General features: G+C 56.0%; 17 protein-coding genes. 10 read left to right on the forward strand and 7 right to left on the reverse strand.

Annotated features, from left to right (window positions below; translation table 11 throughout):
- Positions 1-27: 27 nt before the first annotated feature.
- Complete coding sequence (locus ACN0VL_RS10485; RefSeq protein ID WP_417617115.1) at positions 28-717, reverse strand: hypothetical protein; 690 nt, start codon at positions 715-717, stop codon at positions 28-30.
- Positions 718-778: 61 nt separating this feature from the next.
- On the opposite strand from ACN0VL_RS10485, the gene ACN0VL_RS10490 reads away from it, so the two are divergent.
- Both ACN0VL_RS10490 and slyD read left to right on the forward strand, forming a co-directional pair.
- Positions 779-979 (forward strand): YheV family putative zinc ribbon protein, encoded by a 201-nt coding sequence (locus ACN0VL_RS10490; protein WP_417617116.1) that lies wholly within the window; start codon positions 779-781, stop codon positions 977-979.
- 119 nt (positions 980-1,098) lie between these two features.
- Positions 1,099-1,617, forward strand: coding sequence for a peptidylprolyl isomerase (slyD, locus tag ACN0VL_RS10495; protein WP_417617118.1), 519 nt, complete (start codon positions 1,099-1,101; stop codon positions 1,615-1,617).
- A gap of 49 nt (positions 1,618-1,666) precedes the next feature.
- Here the strand turns inward: slyD and ACN0VL_RS10500 are convergent, their stop codons facing one another.
- From ACN0VL_RS10500 to ACN0VL_RS10515, 4 genes are all read right to left on the reverse strand, one after another.
- On the reverse strand, positions 1,667-2,605 hold the full coding sequence (locus ACN0VL_RS10500) for an AEC family transporter (RefSeq protein ID WP_417617120.1): 939 nt from the start codon (positions 2,603-2,605) through the stop codon (positions 1,667-1,669).
- 91 nt (positions 2,606-2,696) lie between these two features.
- A complete protein-coding gene (locus tag ACN0VL_RS10505) occupies positions 2,697-3,350 on the reverse strand; it encodes an HAD family hydrolase (protein WP_417617122.1) in 654 nt (217 codons plus the stop codon).
- Positions 3,351-3,487: 137 nt separating this feature from the next.
- Positions 3,488-4,789 (reverse strand): TRAP transporter large permease, encoded by a 1,302-nt coding sequence (locus tag ACN0VL_RS10510; protein ID WP_417617124.1) that lies wholly within the window; start codon positions 4,787-4,789, stop codon positions 3,488-3,490.
- Between the two features lie 29 nt (positions 4,790-4,818).
- Complete coding sequence (locus tag ACN0VL_RS10515; RefSeq protein ID WP_417617126.1) at positions 4,819-5,307, reverse strand: TRAP transporter small permease; 489 nt, start codon at positions 5,305-5,307, stop codon at positions 4,819-4,821.
- 331 nt (positions 5,308-5,638) lie between these two features.
- Here ACN0VL_RS10515 and ACN0VL_RS10520 point away from each other — a divergent pair, with 331 nt between their 5' ends.
- The 7 genes from ACN0VL_RS10520 to ACN0VL_RS10550 all read left to right on the forward strand — a co-directional run bounded on the left by ACN0VL_RS10520 (position 5,639) and on the right by ACN0VL_RS10550 (position 13,351).
- Positions 5,639-6,610 carry a TRAP transporter substrate-binding protein gene (locus ACN0VL_RS10520; RefSeq protein WP_417617128.1) on the forward strand — a complete coding sequence of 324 codons (972 nt, stop codon included), beginning with the start codon at positions 5,639-5,641 and terminating at the stop codon, positions 6,608-6,610.
- A 113-nt stretch (positions 6,611-6,723) separates the two neighbouring features.
- Positions 6,724-7,479 carry an FCD domain-containing protein gene (locus tag ACN0VL_RS10525; RefSeq protein WP_417617130.1) on the forward strand — a complete coding sequence of 252 codons (756 nt, stop codon included), beginning with the start codon at positions 6,724-6,726 and terminating at the stop codon, positions 7,477-7,479.
- A 97-nt stretch (positions 7,480-7,576) separates the two neighbouring features.
- A complete protein-coding gene (gene uxuA / locus ACN0VL_RS10530) occupies positions 7,577-8,764 on the forward strand; it encodes a mannonate dehydratase (RefSeq protein ID WP_417617131.1) in 1,188 nt (395 codons plus the stop codon).
- 89 nt (positions 8,765-8,853) lie between these two features.
- On the forward strand, positions 8,854-10,329 hold the full coding sequence (locus tag ACN0VL_RS10535; RefSeq protein WP_417617133.1) for a mannitol dehydrogenase family protein: 1,476 nt from the start codon (positions 8,854-8,856) through the stop codon (positions 10,327-10,329).
- A gap of 24 nt (positions 10,330-10,353) precedes the next feature.
- Positions 10,354-11,775 carry a glucuronate isomerase gene (gene uxaC / locus ACN0VL_RS10540; RefSeq protein WP_417617135.1) on the forward strand — a complete coding sequence of 474 codons (1,422 nt, stop codon included), beginning with the start codon at positions 10,354-10,356 and terminating at the stop codon, positions 11,773-11,775.
- Positions 11,772-12,728: a sugar kinase gene (locus ACN0VL_RS10545; RefSeq protein WP_417617137.1), complete on the forward strand. Its 957-nt coding sequence runs from the start codon at positions 11,772-11,774 to the stop codon at positions 12,726-12,728. Before uxaC ends, ACN0VL_RS10545 begins: the two co-directional genes overlap by 4 nt.
- A complete protein-coding gene (locus ACN0VL_RS10550) occupies positions 12,725-13,351 on the forward strand; it encodes a bifunctional 4-hydroxy-2-oxoglutarate aldolase/2-dehydro-3-deoxy-phosphogluconate aldolase (RefSeq protein WP_417617139.1) in 627 nt (208 codons plus the stop codon). Before ACN0VL_RS10545 ends, ACN0VL_RS10550 begins: the two co-directional genes overlap by 4 nt.
- Positions 13,352-13,499: 148 nt before the next feature.
- Here ACN0VL_RS10550 and ACN0VL_RS10555 read toward each other — a convergent pair whose 3' ends face one another.
- Entirely contained in the window at positions 13,500-13,715 is a 216-nt protein-coding gene (locus ACN0VL_RS10555) for a SlyX family protein (RefSeq protein ID WP_417617141.1), read from the reverse strand.
- Positions 13,715-14,755, reverse strand: coding sequence for a WD40 repeat domain-containing protein (locus ACN0VL_RS10560; protein WP_417617143.1), 1,041 nt, complete (start codon positions 14,753-14,755; stop codon positions 13,715-13,717). Before ACN0VL_RS10560 ends, ACN0VL_RS10555 begins: the two co-directional genes overlap by 1 nt.
- Before the next feature lie 83 nt (positions 14,756-14,838).
- On the opposite strand from ACN0VL_RS10560, the gene fkpA reads away from it, so the two are divergent.
- Positions 14,839-15,630, forward strand: a complete 792-nt coding sequence (fkpA, locus tag ACN0VL_RS10565) for an FKBP-type peptidyl-prolyl cis-trans isomerase (RefSeq protein WP_417617145.1) — start codon at positions 14,839-14,841, stop codon at positions 15,628-15,630.
- The last annotated feature ends 3 nt before the right edge of the window (positions 15,631-15,633 follow it).

Here is a 15,633-nt window from a genome sequence, read left to right on the forward strand (position 1 = left end):
ATATATCCGAGGTGAAAGAACGCCATTTTACCCGTTTTTGGCGCCAGTATCATTGCTCGTTCCCAACCAATGATCATGGGCGTGTTCAAACTGTGCCACAGAGGCAAAGCCATGGCGTTGCACCAGCTGTTCGAGCTGCGGGCTTTTCGCCAGATCGCGCAAGATCAGTAACAAGGCACACTGTTGTTTAATGGTGTGGCTGTCGGTGTTAAACGCCAGCCCGAACTCGGCTTCTTCGGCTGCTGTCAGGGTAAAACCGGCGATATCATCACTCATCTTCTGCAACAAGGGGGATGGGTTGGCCATGGGTTGTGGCTGGTGGCGCAGTAATTCATCGTGCAACACGCGGCACAAGCGGCCATGGGCTCCTTGCCAGTCCGGCGGCATTTGGCCGTCGGCAAGTCGTGCCGCACCGGCCAGCAAGAGCGGCGCCGACAACAGGCGTCCCGCCTGGGTAGGTTGAGCCAGCCGGGGCGAAAATACCAGCCGACTCACGCGGCTATGGGCAAAGCAGTGCCAGGCAAACAGCGTGTTAGCCGGTAAAAAGACGACATCATTGCCGGCTAGAGGGTAGTAATCACGGCCCAGCTGCAAGAGCCCACCGCCCTGGTGTACGATAAGCAGGGTGCCTTTTATGTGGCGTTGGCGTTTTCCCGGGCTGAAGTGAGTTAGCTCAAGAAGCTGATGATCAATACTGTAATGGGCGCTTGTGGTCATTGTGGTTGATTCATTTTTGGCGGAGAATTCAGGACAAGGTTTATTTTCAGGATGTAAAACCATGGAAACTCGTCGTAAGAAACGCTTTATTGCCGGAGCCGTGTGCCCCAGCTGTAGCGAGGTAGATACCATGATGCTGTATCTGGAGCACGGTGTCGAGAAAGTAGAATGTGTCAGCTGTGGTCATACCCAAACTCAAACGGATGATCAGGTCGCCGAGGCCAGTCACGGCGAAGTGATCGGCATATTCAAGCCGGAATAACAGGGGGTAAGAGCCGGTAATCTGACAGTGAAAAGTGGCAATATTGTCGCTATGCTGCATTTAAACCCGCTTGGCCATCCTGTATGCTAAACAACAAAATTCATTAACAGGTTAATCCTATGAGCATTTCTGAAAACAGCGTAGTGACGCTGGACTTTACCGTTACCAACATCAAGGGTGACATCCTCGATACGACCGAAGACAAACAGCCGCTTGAGTATCTGCACGGCATCGGTTATCTGGTAGCCGGCCTGGAAGCCGTACTGGACGGCAAGGCGGTCGGCGACGACTTCGACGTTACCCTGACTCCCGATCAGGCTTATGGCGAGCGCGACGATGTCCTGGTACAGACGGTACCCGGTGAGTTGTTTGATGGCATGGAAGTATCAGAAGGCGATACCTTTGTGGCTGAAACCGATGATGGCCATCGCCCGGTGACTATCGTTGAAGTGGCTGAAGAATACGTTAAAGTCGACGGCAACCACCCGCTGGCAGGCATGACGCTCACCTTTAAAGGTGTGGTGCGCGCCATCCGTGAAGCAACGGAAGAAGAGCTGGCCCATGGCCATGTTCACGGCGCTCATGATCATGATGAAGAGCACCACCATGAAGGCGGTTGCTGCGGTCACCAGCACTGAGTGTGTCATTGAGGTGATGATTGAAATTGGGGCGCCTAGGCGCCCTTTTTCATATCTGTATCAGCCACAGGGCGGCGGAAAGGGTGATAAAAGCCGTGATGGTCGTCAGCAGCAGGGTGCCGGCGCAAAAGCGACCATGGCCGTACTGAGCCCCAATGATAGGGTACATGCTCATCATCGGCATGGCGGCAATCAGTATCAGGGCCTTGCTTAACCCGGCATCAAAGGGCGGCAGCAGCCAGATCATCAGCGCCGCCAGCAAGGGGTGAAGCATCAACTTTCCCATCATGACCATGGCCATATCAGGAAGCTTGCCCTGAATTTTGTTACCAACCAGGGAACCGCCAATGGCAAATAACGCCACGGCAACCGATGCCTGGCCCAGCAGCCGGAGGGGAGTGTTGATGATGTCTGGCAGCCGGATGTCCCATAACGAAACGCACAAACCCGCCACGATAGCCAGCAACAGGGGGTTGCGCAGCAGACGCCCCAGCAACAGCCACCAGAGTGAACCTGCCTGATGGCGACCGTTATTGGGAGCGCTGTATTCCAGCAGCAGCAGTCCAAGCGGAATGATAATCAGGTTTTCCACCATGACCGACATGGCAAAGGCCTTGGCTGACGACGATTCCAGAACCTGCAGCAGGATCGGGTAACCAAAAAAAGCACTGTTGGGTGCCGTCATGCCCATGGTCTGGATGGCCGCCAGCGAGCCGTCTTTATGCCGGAAACACCGGATCAGCAGCAGGCCCACTGCCAGAGTCAGCAGGGAGCCGCCGGCATAGGCAGTCAAGTACAGGGGCTCCAGAACCTCCTGAAACTCCATCTGACTCAGGCTCTGGAACAGCAGGGCGGGCATGGCGAAATACAGCACGAACTGCCCGAGGCCCTGAATGGAGTGGGCCGTTATCAGCTGCCACCTTACCGCGCCATAGCCCAGGGCAATCAGCATGAAAATGGGCACTATGATCGACAGGATAAACAGCATCAGCCACTCCGTTGTTATTTTAAGTGTTGTTATTTTACGTTAGGTGCCAGCCCTTCCTGGTGCTGGCAGGCATTGAACGACCTGTGTTCTGTCAGGCCAGAGTCTCGATTACCCTGTTCAAGTCTGACCAGGCGTTGAGCATAATCGCCCCGGTCGGGGTGGGCTCTTGTTCAGGAAAGCGGTTGTAATGAATGACATGCATGCCGGCCGCGAGTGCCGCACTTAATCCCGCCGGGCTGTCTTCGATAACGGCACACTCTGCCGGAACAAAGCCGAGTCTTGCTGCCGATTCGAGAAAGATAAGCGGGTCAGGCTTGAACAGCTGCAATTCATGAGCACTGAAAATCCGCTCTGCAAAAAAAGACCGCAGTCCGGTAGCATCGAGTGCCAGCTGTATTTTGGCTAATGGACCATTAGAGACCACCGCCAGGGTATGGGGCTGAACTGACAAGGTATCCATGGCGCCGGGCATGGCCAGCAGCGAGGTGCGCATCCGCTCTGCCGTGCGCCGGCGCACTTCCTGCTCTATGGCCGAGAGCTGTGCAAAGGGCAGCGGTTGCCGATGAGCCTTGGCCACCGCAGTCAGGATCCTGTCTAGGACCACACCACGCCAGTTCTGCATATACTCGGTGGCGGTAAAAGGTAGCCCCGAATGACAGAAAACCTCTGCCAGCACTTCTGCCAGCAGAGTTTCGCTGTCGACCAGGGTGCCGTCACAGTCGATCAACAGGCACTTGATTGGCATGGCTGCACTCCACTACAAGATAGACACGGCGGGATTGGACGGTTTACCGCTTGTTGCTATGCAAGTCCCTTTATCTCCTCATGACTGCAATGCACTGGTGAAACTGCCGGGAAGGTTTCCCTTCCCGGCGGTGTCAATCAGTAACCCAGCAGCAGTCTGGGGAGGAAAAGGCTGATTTCGGGCACATAGGCCACGAGTAGCAAGGTGGCGAAGAGGACCGCATAGAAGGGCAGCAGTGGCTTGATGACCTTATCAATGGATACACCGCCGACGGAGCAGCCGATAAACAGCGCACTGCCGACCGGGGGAGTACAGATGCCGATACACAGGTTGAAGGTCATCATGATGCCGAAATGCACCGGGTCCAGCCCCATTTCCTGGGCGATGGGCCAGAAGATAGGCGTGAAAATCAGTACCGCCGGGGTCATGTCCATGAAGATACCGACCACCAGCAGAATGACGTTGATGATCAACAGCAGTATCAGCGGGTTTTCCGAGATGGCCAGCAAGGCATCACTGATCATGTAGGGGATATCGGCGTTGGCCATGGCCCAGGACATGCCCATGGAAGCCCCGATCAGCAGCAGCACTATGGAAGTGGTAATCGCCGAGTCCAGGATGATTTTCGGCAGATCCTTCACCTTGACCTCACGATACACGCCTACTGCCAGAAACAGGGTGTAGACGACGGCAATGGCGGAGGCTTCGGTGGCGGTAAACACGCCGGAGATAATACCGCCCATGATAATGAAGATCAGCGCCAGTGAAGGCAGGGCATCCCAGGTCAGGCGCATGACGTCCTGCCAGGTGGAGCGTTTATCGACCGGGTAACCACGGCGCTTGGCGATGATACCCGCCACCAGCATGATCCCCAGACCCATCAGCATACCGGGGATATAACCGGCCAGAAACAGCGCCGAAATGGAGGTGCCACCCGAGACCAGAGAGTAAACAATCAGGGTATTGGATGGTGGGATCAGCAGACCGCTTGGGCAAGAGGCAATATTAACGGCGGCGGAATAGGTCGGGCTGTAGCCCTCTCTGCGCTGCATAGGTGCCATGGTGCCACCTACGGCGGCAGCGGAAGCGACCGCCGAGCCCGAGATCGAGCCGAACATCATGTTGGCCAGCACATTACAGTGGGCCAGGGAGCCGGGCAGACGGCCACCCAGCACTTTTGCCAGATTGATCAGCCGCATGGCGATACCGCCACAGTTCATGATGTTACCGGCCAGAATAAAGAACGGAATCGCCAGCAATGAAAAGCTGTCCAGTCCCGAGGCCATCTTCTGGGACACCACGGCAATGGCCGGTTCAAAGGGTAACGACATCAGTATCGTGATGACGGAGGAAATGCCGATGGCGAAGGACACGGGAATGCCCAGCGCCAGCAGCACGAAAAAAGAACCAAACAAGGTCAGAATGACTTGCCATTCCATAGTAAACCCTTCCTGTAAACCGAAAAATATTATGCCGCGGGTGAAGTCAGTGTTTTCAGCTTATCCAGCGAGTCCACTACACAATAAAACAGTATCCCTATGCCACTGACAGGCAGGCAGAGATAGACGTAGCCCATGGGCAACCCCAGAGCCGGTGATATCTGACCGGTAGACAGGGTTTTATTGACCAGCCCCATGCCGCCATACACCATGACCACAGCGGCAAAGCCGGCAATAGCCAGTTGCACCAGCAGTTCGGAGCAGGCCTTGCGTTTTCCCGTCAGCCGCATGGTCAGCAGATCGATGGCCAGGTGACGCTTTAATCCCGTTGCATAGGCGGCGCCGAGCAGGCCGACCCACATGAACAAAAAGCGAGCCATTTCGTCGGTGACGGTACTGGGGGAACCCAATACATAGCGGCTCAGTACCTGCCAGACCACGCACCCGACCAGGACGGTCGAAATGGTGATCGTGAGCCAAGCCAGAGTTTGGTTGACCAGATTGGTTAGTGCTTTCATATGATTACCTTGGCATATGATGATGACCGGATGTGAATACACCCTGCTGCTTGCTGCTGAAAAAGGGCGAGGATGTTGAAAAATTGGCTCTTTGTCAATCTTGGAGGCACTTATATTTCTAAGTGTTACATCGATGTTGATCTATAGCACAAATAGTTTGGTCCAATATGTTTTTGTATTTTAAGTGTGATCCGGTTCAGCCGGTTTGTGATTGGTTTTTGACTTTGGCGGTATCTGGCCACATGGTATAGGGTCAGAAATAGGGTGCAGGCTGTACAAAGATGCAGGCTGGGCTGGCACTTTAATCAATGAACACATGGAGAACATCTGTATGCAAGGGAAAAAAACGATACTGGCGTTGATCGTGGGGGCTACCATGGCCGTGAGTGGTGCGGTACAGGCGACCACCCTTAAGCTGAGCCACAACATGGACACCAGCTACCCGGTACATAAAGCAATGAAGTTTATGGCAGACAGAGCCAAGGAACTGTCTGGTGGCGACCTCAAGATCCGTATCTATCCCAATGGCCAGCTGGGCTCCCAGCGTGAGTCTCTGGAGTTGATCCAGAACGGCGCCCTGCATATGGCCAAGTCCAATGCCGCTGAACTGGAAGCCTTTGCCAAGGCCTATGGCGCCTTCAACATGCCATACCTGTTCGATGATCAGGACCATTATTACCGGGCGCTGGAAAGCGACATCGGTCAGCAGATCCTGCAGTCCTCCGAGGCCAACGGTTTTGTCGGCGTGACTTACTACGATGCAGGCGCGCGCAGCTTCTACGCTAAAAAAGCCATTATGTCACCGGCTGATGTCAAGGGCATGAAGGTCCGGGTTCAGCCCAGCCCGACCGCCGTTGAAATGATTAAACTGCTGGGCGGTCACCCGACACCGCTGGCGTTTGGTGAGCTGTATACCGCGCTGCAGCAGGGTGTGGTGGATGCCGCCGAAAACAACCTGCCGTCGATGACCATGAACCGTCACAGCGAAGTCACCAAGTTTTTCAGCATGGACGAGCACACCATGATCCCGGATGTGCTGGTGATCTCCGCCAAGGTATGGAAAGAGCTGCCCGAGCATGAGCGCAATGCCCTGAGCCAGGCCGCCGCCGAGTCGATGCAGGAAATGAGAAAGCTGTGGGCCGAATCGGAAATTGCCGAGCGCAAATCTGCCGAGAAGCAGGGAGTAGAGTTTGTTACCGTCGACAAAGGCCCTTTCCAGCAGGCAGTGGCGCCCATGTACGACACACTGAAGCAGGAAGATCCCGAGCTTTATCAGCTGGTGGATGGTTTGCGTAACCTGTAATCCCCTTTGGCAAACCACAACACAAAACTGGTATACCAATTTTGTTGCGTGGTTTGCCAACTTTGATAGAATTTGCCCATGCAATGAAAGTTTAATGGTCGAGGTCGCTGATCATGTTTGAGCCGAAACGGCTGTACCAAGAAATAGGCATGAAGCTGCGTGATGAGCTTCGTTCCGGTCGTTACCAAATCGGCGATCGACTGCCTCCCGAGCGTAATATTGCGGAGCAGCTGGGTGTCAGCCGCACCGTGGTGCGCGAGGCGATGATCATGCTGGAACTGGAAAACCTGATCGATGTACGCAAGGGCTCGGGGGTCTATGTGATCAACCTGCCGGATCAGCAACACGAGCTACAGACTCTGAAAGTCATACATGACGATGTCGGGCCCTTCGAGCTGTTGCAGGCCAGACAGTTGCTGGAGAGTGATATTGCTGCCTTTGCGGCGACTCAGGTCACCAAGAGCGGCATTGCCCAGATGCGTCAGGCGCTGGAGCTCGAGCGTCAATCTTTGCTGGCCGGTGAAGATAACGAAGATGGCGATGAGCAGTTTCATCGACTGATAGTCGAGGCCACCGAGAACGGGGTACTGATAGATATTATTCATCAGCTCTGGTTGCGGCGGAAAAACAGCCCCATGTGGCAAAAACTGCACTCACGTATTGCCGGCACCAGCTATCGTCGCTCCTGGCTGGATGATCATCTTAAAATATTAACTGCCCTCCAACATAAAGACCCCAAGGCTGCACGTCAGGCCATGTGGCAGCACCTGGAAAACGTCAAGGAAACCCTGCTGGAATTATCGGATATTGCCGACCCTGAATTCGATGGCTACCTGTTCAGCTCAATTCCGGTTGCCATTGGCGAATAACAAATTCAAGAGATTGAAAATCATACTGTTTCACATTGGGTGAATGAAAAATTCATTTAGCAGAAACAGCTCAAGCCTAAAACACGAGGATGAAGTAATGGAACAAACATGGCGTTGGTATGGCCCAAATGATCCAGTATCGCTGGCCGATGTGCGGCAAGCAGGTGCAACCGGCGTTGTGTCCGCTCTGCACCATATTCCCAACGGTGAAGTATGGCCGATTGAAGATATTAAAGAACGCAAGGCGTTGATAGAAAAAAGCGGTCTGACCTGGTCGGTGGTCGAGAGTGTGCCTATCCACGAAGACATCAAGACCCAGACCGGCGATTACCTGACATACATCGAAAACTACAAGCAGTCACTGCGTAATCTGGCCGAGTGCGGTATCCATACCGTCTGCTATAACTTCATGCCGATTCTGGACTGGACTCGTACCGATCTGGAGTATGAGCTGCCGGATGGTTCCCGGGCACTGCGTTTCGATCAGATCGAATTCGCGGCCTTTGAACTGCATATCCTGCAGCGTCCCGGAGCCGAAGCGGATTATACTGCCGAAGAAATCGAGCAGGCCAAGGCGCGTTTTGCGGCCATGACCGACGCCGAAAAAGAAAAGCTGACCCGCAATATCATTGCCGGTCTGCCCGGTGCCGAAGAAGGCTATACCATAGAGCAGTTCCGCGAGCGTCTGTCAGTGTACGACGGTATCGACAAGGCCAAACTGCGTGAGCATTTTGCCTTCTTCCTGAAAAACATCATCCCGGTTGCCGAGCAGTGCGGACTGCGGATGGCGGTTCATCCGGACGATCCGCCTCGCGCCATTCTGGGGCTGCCGCGTATCGTATCGACCGCCGAAGACATGCAGTGGATGGTCGATACCATCGACAGCATTGCCAACGGTTTTACCATGTGTACCGGCTCTTACGGCGTGCGTGCCGACAACGATCTGGTCAATATGATCCAGCGCTTCGGGAACCGTATCTACTTTACCCACCTGCGCGCCACCTGCCGGGAAGGGGATAACCCCAAATCCTTCCATGAAGCGGCGCACCTCAATGGCGACGTGGACATGTACGAAGTGGTCAAGGCCATACTGGCAGAAGAGCATCGTCGCAAGCAGGAAGGTAATGAATTGCCGATCCCGATGCGTCCCGACCACGGCCATCAGATGCTGGACGATCTGAAGAAAACCACCAATCCGGGCTACTCCGCCATCGGCCGTCTGAAAGGTCTGGCCGAAGTCAGGGGCGTGGAACTGGCAATTAAGCGGGCCTTTTTCAACGACTAGTGTCCGCCGGCAGTAGCATAACCAGGGGCTTTCGCAGTGTTTACGATGCAAGCCCCTATTTTTCATGATGAGCAGTAAAAGGTTTTCAAATGACTAATGTCGATAAAAATATTGCAAATACCGAGCTGGATCCCAGCGTGAAAACAGTGAGTTACGATCCTAGTCATTTAAAAACCAGAATTGTTCATTTGGGTTTTGGTGCCTTCCATCGGGCCCATCAGGCGCTGTTTAACGATGAACTGGCCGCCCGTCACCACAGTGACTGGGGCCAGTGCGTGGTCAAGTTGTTCAGCGGAGCCGACGAAATCAGCGCCCTGCGCGCCCAGAACCATCTTTATACCGTGGTCGAGAAAGGCGCCGCACAGACCGATGTCAAGATTATCGGTGTGGTGCGCGAATCCCTGCATCCTCAGCTGGACGGTATTGATGCCATACTGGAAAAAATGGCCGACCCCGATGTTGCCATCATCTCCCTGACCATCACCGAAAAAGGCTATTGCGTTGATCCGGCTACCGGCCGGCTGGATAAGGAGAATGCGCTGATCGCCCATGATCTGACTGATCCGGCCCATCCACAGTCTGCCATCGGCTACCTGGTGCAGGCCCTGCAAATCAGGCGTGAGCGGGGGCTGGGCGGGTTTTCGGTCATGTCCTGTGACAATGTGCCGGAAAACGGCCAGCTGGTGCGCCAGGTGGTGCTGGACTTTGCCGCGCAGCGGGATCAGGAGCTGGCCGACTGGATCGCGACCCATGCCAGCTTTCCCAGCACCATGGTGGATCGTATCGTCCCGGCCGCGACCCCGGAAATGCTGGCCGAGATCGGCGGTCTGCTGGGGGTTGAAGATCCCTGCGCCATCGCCTGTGAGCCGTTCCGTCAGTGGGTGATCGAAGACAACTTCGTTGCCGGTCGCCCACAGTGGGAAGAAGTGGGTGCCGAACTGGTGCAGGACGTGGTGCCCTTCGAGGAAATGAAGCTGCGCATGCTCAACGGCAGTCACTCCTTCCTGGCGTATCTGGGCTACCTGGGTGGTTATCAGCATATCGATGACACCATGACCGACGACCATTATCGCCGGGCGGCACTGGCGCTGATGACCAAAGAACAGGCGCCGACCCTGAATATGCCGGCCGGCACCAATCTGACGGCCTATGCCGAGATGCTGATTGAGCGGTTCGCCAACCCCAACCTGAAGCACAGAACCTGGCAAATCGCCATGGACGGTAGCCAGAAGCTGCCACAGCGGTTGCTGCAACCCATTCGTACCCATCTGCAACGGGGCAGCGACTTTTCTCACCTGGCGCTGGGCGTGGCCGGCTGGATGCGTTATGTCAGTGGCGTGGACGAGCAGGGACAGGCGATAGAAGTGCGGGATCCCATGGCCGAACAGTTGAAAAGCATTTGCGACCAGCATGGGCTGAACGCCTCGGTCGTACCTGCCCTGGCCGGAGTCGAGGCCATTTTCGGCGCCGATCTGGCGGCCAAGCCGGTGTTTATCGATGCGGTCACCCAGGCCTATATCAAACTGGTGACGGATGGCGCACGCGCCGCCGTGGCTGCTTTATAACGCATTGAACAACAAGGATAGCTTATGAAACCCTTTCTCGATGACGACTTCTTGCTCAGCACCCCGACGGCCGTGCGTCTGTATCACGAGTTTGCCAAGGATCAGCCCATTTATGACTACCACTGCCATTTAAGTCCGCAGGCGGTGGCCGAAGATCAGCGTTTTGACAACCTCAGCCAGATCTGGCTGGCAGGGGATCATTACAAGTGGCGGGGCATGCGCTCGGCCGGCATCGATGAGCGGCTGATCACCGGCAATGCCACCGATCTCGAAAAGTATCAGGCCTGGGCCAGAACCGTGCCCCAGTGCCTGGGCAACCCTCTGTATCACTGGACTCACCTCGAGTTGAAGCGGCCCTTTGGCATTACCGATACGGTGCTTAATCCCGATACCGCCGACCGCATCTGGAACCGCTGTAACGAGCTGCTGGCCACGCCCGAGTTTTCCGCCCGGGGCATCATGCGCCAGATGAAGGTCAAGATGGTGGGCACCACAGATGATCCCGTCGACTCGCTGGAGCATCACAAGGCCATTGCCGAAGACAGCAGTTTCGATATCGAAGTGGCCCCGAGCTGGCGCCCGGATCGCGCCTTCAAAATCGAGCTGGACGGCTTTGCCGACTATATGAGCCTGCTGGGGCAGGCTGCCGATATCGAGATTCGTCGCTTTGACGATCTGCTGAGCGCCCTGACCCGTCGTCTGGATCACTTCGCCGCTCATGGTTGTCGCGCCGCCGATCACGGCATCGAAATCGTGCGCTTTGCCGCTGTGCCTGCCGAAAGCGAGCTGGACAGCCTGCTGGCCCGTCGTCTGGCCGGTGAAGCCCTGAGCGAGCAGCAGGCCGCCCAGTTCAGCACCGCAGTCCAGGTCTGGCTGGGGCGTCAATACGCCAAGCGCGGCTGGGTGATGCAGCTGCATATCGGTGCCCAGCGCAACAACAACACCCGCATGTTCCGTCTGCTGGGTGCCGATGCCGGTTTCGACTCCATTGGCGACAAGCCGTTTGCCTTCGAGCTGGCTTCGTTGCTCGATGCCATGGACATCACCAATGAGCTGCCCAAGACCATCCTCTACTGCCTGAATCCGCGGGACAACGAGATGATGGCCACCATGATCGGCAACTTCCAGGGCGGCGGCATCGCCGGCAAGGTACAGTTTGGTTCGGGCTGGTGGTTCAACGATCAGAAAGACGGCATGCAGCGCCAGCTGGAGCAGTTATCCCAGCTGGGTCTGCTGAGCCAGTTTGTCGGCATGCTCACCGACTCGCGCAGCTTTCTGTCCTATACCCGTCATGAATACTTTCGTCGCATCCTGTGCGAGATGATCGGCAAGTGGGTCGAAAATGGCGAAGCTCCCAACGATATCCAGCTACTCGGCAGCATGGTACAGAACATCTGTTACCACAATGCCAAGGACTATTTCCGTCTGCCGGGAGAAGAGGCATGAACCGCATTGCCATTATCGGCGAGTGCATGATTGAGCTGAACGGCGCTCCCTTTGGCGCCATGCAGCAGACCTATGGTGGCGACAGCCTGAACACCGCCGTCTACCTTGCCCGTACCGCCGGTGACGCCGTCAATATCGATTACATTACCGCCATGGGGACCGATGCGCTGAGTGAGGGCATGGTGACCCGATGGCAGCAGGAAGGGCTCAATACCGACCAGGTGCTGCGGGATCCACAACGTCAGCCCGGTCTGTATCTGATCCAGCTGGACGAGCAGGGAGAGCGAACCTTCCTCTACTGGCGCAACCAGTCTGCCGCCCGCCACATGATGCAGCATCCACAGTTTGACGCCGTTGCCGAGTACCTGGCCAGCTGTGAGCTGGTGTATCTGAGCGGGATCAGCCTGGCCATACTGCCCGAACAGGACAGAGAACGCCTGTTGTCGTTGCTGAAAACCCTGTCCGAGCAGGGCGTGGTGATTGCCTTCGACAGCAATTACCGCCCTGCCTTGTGGAACAGCCTGGAAGAAACCCGGGCTGTCTATGGCGAAATGCTGTCCTTTACCGATCTGGCGTTGGTGACCTTTGATGACGAACAGGCCATTTGGGGGGATGAGGTGCCGGACGCGGCCCTGAGCCGACTCTATCGTCAGGGGGTAAAAAAAGCGGTGATCAAGCTGGGTGCCGAAGGTTGCCTGTATGGTGAGGCCGCGAACGGCCAGTCCGAGCGGGTCGGCACCACGCCCGTGAGCCGGGTAGTGGACACCACCTCGGCCGGCGATGCCTTCAATGCGGGCTTTCTCGCCGGTTATCTGGCCGGTAAGCCGGCCACCGTCTGTTGCCAACAGGGCCATCAACTGGCCGGTATCGTGATCCAGCATAAAGGCGCCATCATTCCCGCCTCGGCCACTGCAGATATGTCATTTACCACTACCAAGGAATGCCAGAAATGAAGACGCTCGTTGAACAGATTGCTGAATTGAAAATACTGCCGGTTATCGTCCTCGACAAGGCCGAAGACATTGTTCCTCTGGGCAAGGTGCTGGCGGAGAATGGCCTGCCGGCCGCAGAAATTACCTTCCGCTCCGATGCGGCGGTGGAGGCCATCCGGTTATTGCGCCAGGCGCAGCCCGATATGCTGATTGGCGCCGGTACCGTGCTCACTCGTGAGCAGGTGGTGGCGGCCAAGGAAGCTGGTGCCAGCTTTGTCGTGTCTCCGGGGTTCAACCCGAATACGGTTAAAGCCTGCCAGGAGCTGAATATTCCGATTATTCCGGGCATCAACAACCCCAGCACCATTGAGGCCGCCCTGGAAATGGGCCTGACCACGGTCAAGTTTTTCCCGGCGGAAGCCTCCGGTGGCGTCAAGATGATCAAGGCGTTGCTCGGACCCTTCAACCAGCTGAGCATCATGCCGACAGGCGGTGTGAATGCCAACAACATCAATGATTACCTGGCTATCCCCGGCGTGATCGGCTGCGGCGGCTCCTGGATGGTGGACAAGGCGCTGGTCAATGCCGGTAAGTGGGATGAAATCGGTCGCCTGACCCGTGAGGCCGTCAAGCTGGTTAAATAACACCAATCACAGACTTGATTGGATAAAGCAGGGTGGCGATGGTCACCCTGCTTTTTTTTGTTTGAGCGGGACAAAGCAGGTGCTATGTCGAACCGCAAGATAAGCGTATCCGGACCGGAGCAGGACTTTCCTGCTTGCTGTGGATGATTCAATAATGTGGCGGTGGAGTTTCCTCTGCCTCGGGGGCGACTTCTCCCGGCTGCAGCTCCTTCAGTTTTTTCACCATAAAGCTCAGTTGTGCCTTCAGTCGGGCGATTTCGGCGCCCTGAGTGGTAATTTCCTGATTCAGCTGTTCTATGGTGTCGTCTTGAAACACCAGTCGGGTTTCCAGTTGCTCTAATCGATGGAGGATATCGTTATTCATTAATTGAGTTCTCTCGAATTGCGTGAGTCCAGGGCCCAGGTTTCCCCCAGGCCGGAGGAGCTGATGCTGTAAATATGCTGTTGATCGATAAAGGCCACGTCGTACACCATGGCACTGGCGGGGCGTAGCTTGGTGTGGGTGCCCACCAGCCAGTCTTGTAGCAGTTGCCCGGTGTCGAGCTGCCATAGCTCCAGGCGTCGAGAGGTGCTGCCGGTTAACAGTTGGTTCTGATCCGGATTAAACCGGGCACTGATAAAGGTCTGACCGCGATAGGGGACCTGCAGGCGAGACAATAACCGACCCGAAGGCAAGTGTCGTAGCTCGCCTTGCCCGTGGGCATCGGCACTGAAGGCCAGCTTTCCCTGGGGGCCCAGGCGAACCAGGGTAATACTGTTTTCATGTTGCCACTGGCTGATGATGGTGGCGTCCGATGTTTGCCACAGTATCACCCGGCCATCCTGGCTGGCGGTGAGGGCGTAGCGTCCGTTGGCAGAGAGATCAACCGAGTTGATGCGATTAGGCCGTTCTGTTTGCGGATGCTGATGGCCCAGAAACACCAGGCGCCGACCGCTGGGCAAATTTACAAACTCGGCGCTGCCATCCAGGTACCCCAGCAGCAGGTCACGGCCATTATTGCCGAGCGCAAGGGTACGTAACGGCTGCCTGAGCTGATAGAAGCCCAGATTTTCACCGTTTTGCAAAGACCACACCGCCACTGTGGTGAGGGTGGCCGTGGCAGCCGCCTGGCTGTCTGGAGACACGGCCTGCAGTATGATGTCGTCGCGCGACTCGCCCTGATACCAGTGATAGACAGGTTCGGCAACACCTTGCTGCCAGACCTGTACCGGACTTGGGCCGAGGGCAACCAGGGTAAAATGCCCATCGGTACTGGTTTGTGCCGCCAGCAGGGTGCCCTTGGTATAACGGCTTTGGCTAACGGGTTCGTCGCCGGTATCACACCCGGTGATCAGTAAAAAGGTGACGCATAACATCATTGTCAGCGAGCGGGCGGGCATTTTTATCGGTTTGGGCTTTCGCATCGGTAACTTGAGACGGTAGTATAGGTCCGGATTTATAAGCATCTCATTTTCCATGGGGTTTTTCCCCTGTTCTGGAGCGAATAATGAAAAAACTGTTACAAGTCAGTTTGCTGGCCTCTGCGGTACTGGTGGGTCTGAGTGGTTGTAATGATGACAAGGCGTCTGCGCCAGCCCCTGTGGCAGAGCAGGCAGCCCCCGAGCTTACCAGCTTTGAAGATAAATCTGCCTATGCGATTGGCCTGTCTATGGGGCGTTACATCGGCTCGACCCTTGAGAAGCAGCAAGAGCTGGGGGTCGCTCTGGATAACGACATCATACTCAGTGGCGTACGGGACGGTTTTTCAGATAAAGGTCAGATGAGTGATGAAGAAATTCAGACCGCACTCACCGCCTATGACGAGCATATCAACGAGCTGATTGAAGCTCAGGCCAAGGAGCAGGCGGCAGCCACTCTGGAAGAAGGCAATAAATTCCTGGAAGAGAACGCCAAGAAAGAGGGTGTGATCGTCACCGATTCCGGTCTGCAGTATGAAGTACTGACCGAAGGTGAAGGTGCCAAGCCGAACGCCGAAGACGTAGTGACCGTGCATTACACCGGCACCCTGGTTGATGGCACCACCTTCGACAGCTCGGTTGAACGTGGTGAGCCGGCCAGCTTCCCGTTGAATCAGGTGATTCCAGGCTGGACCGAAGGCGTGCAGTTGATGCCGGTTGGCGCCAAGTACAAGCTGGTTATTCCTGCCGAGCTGGGTTACGGCGAAGCGGGTGCCGGTAGCATTCCGGGAAATTCCGTATTGATTTTCGACGTCGAGCTGCTGGACATCAAGTCTGCCGACGCACCACAGAGCAGCGAGCCTGCAGCGGCCAACGGCTGAGTA

Source organism: Oceanisphaera sp., from assembly GCF_048268965.1.
Taxonomy (GTDB): domain Bacteria; phylum Pseudomonadota; class Gammaproteobacteria; order Enterobacterales; family Aeromonadaceae; genus Oceanimonas.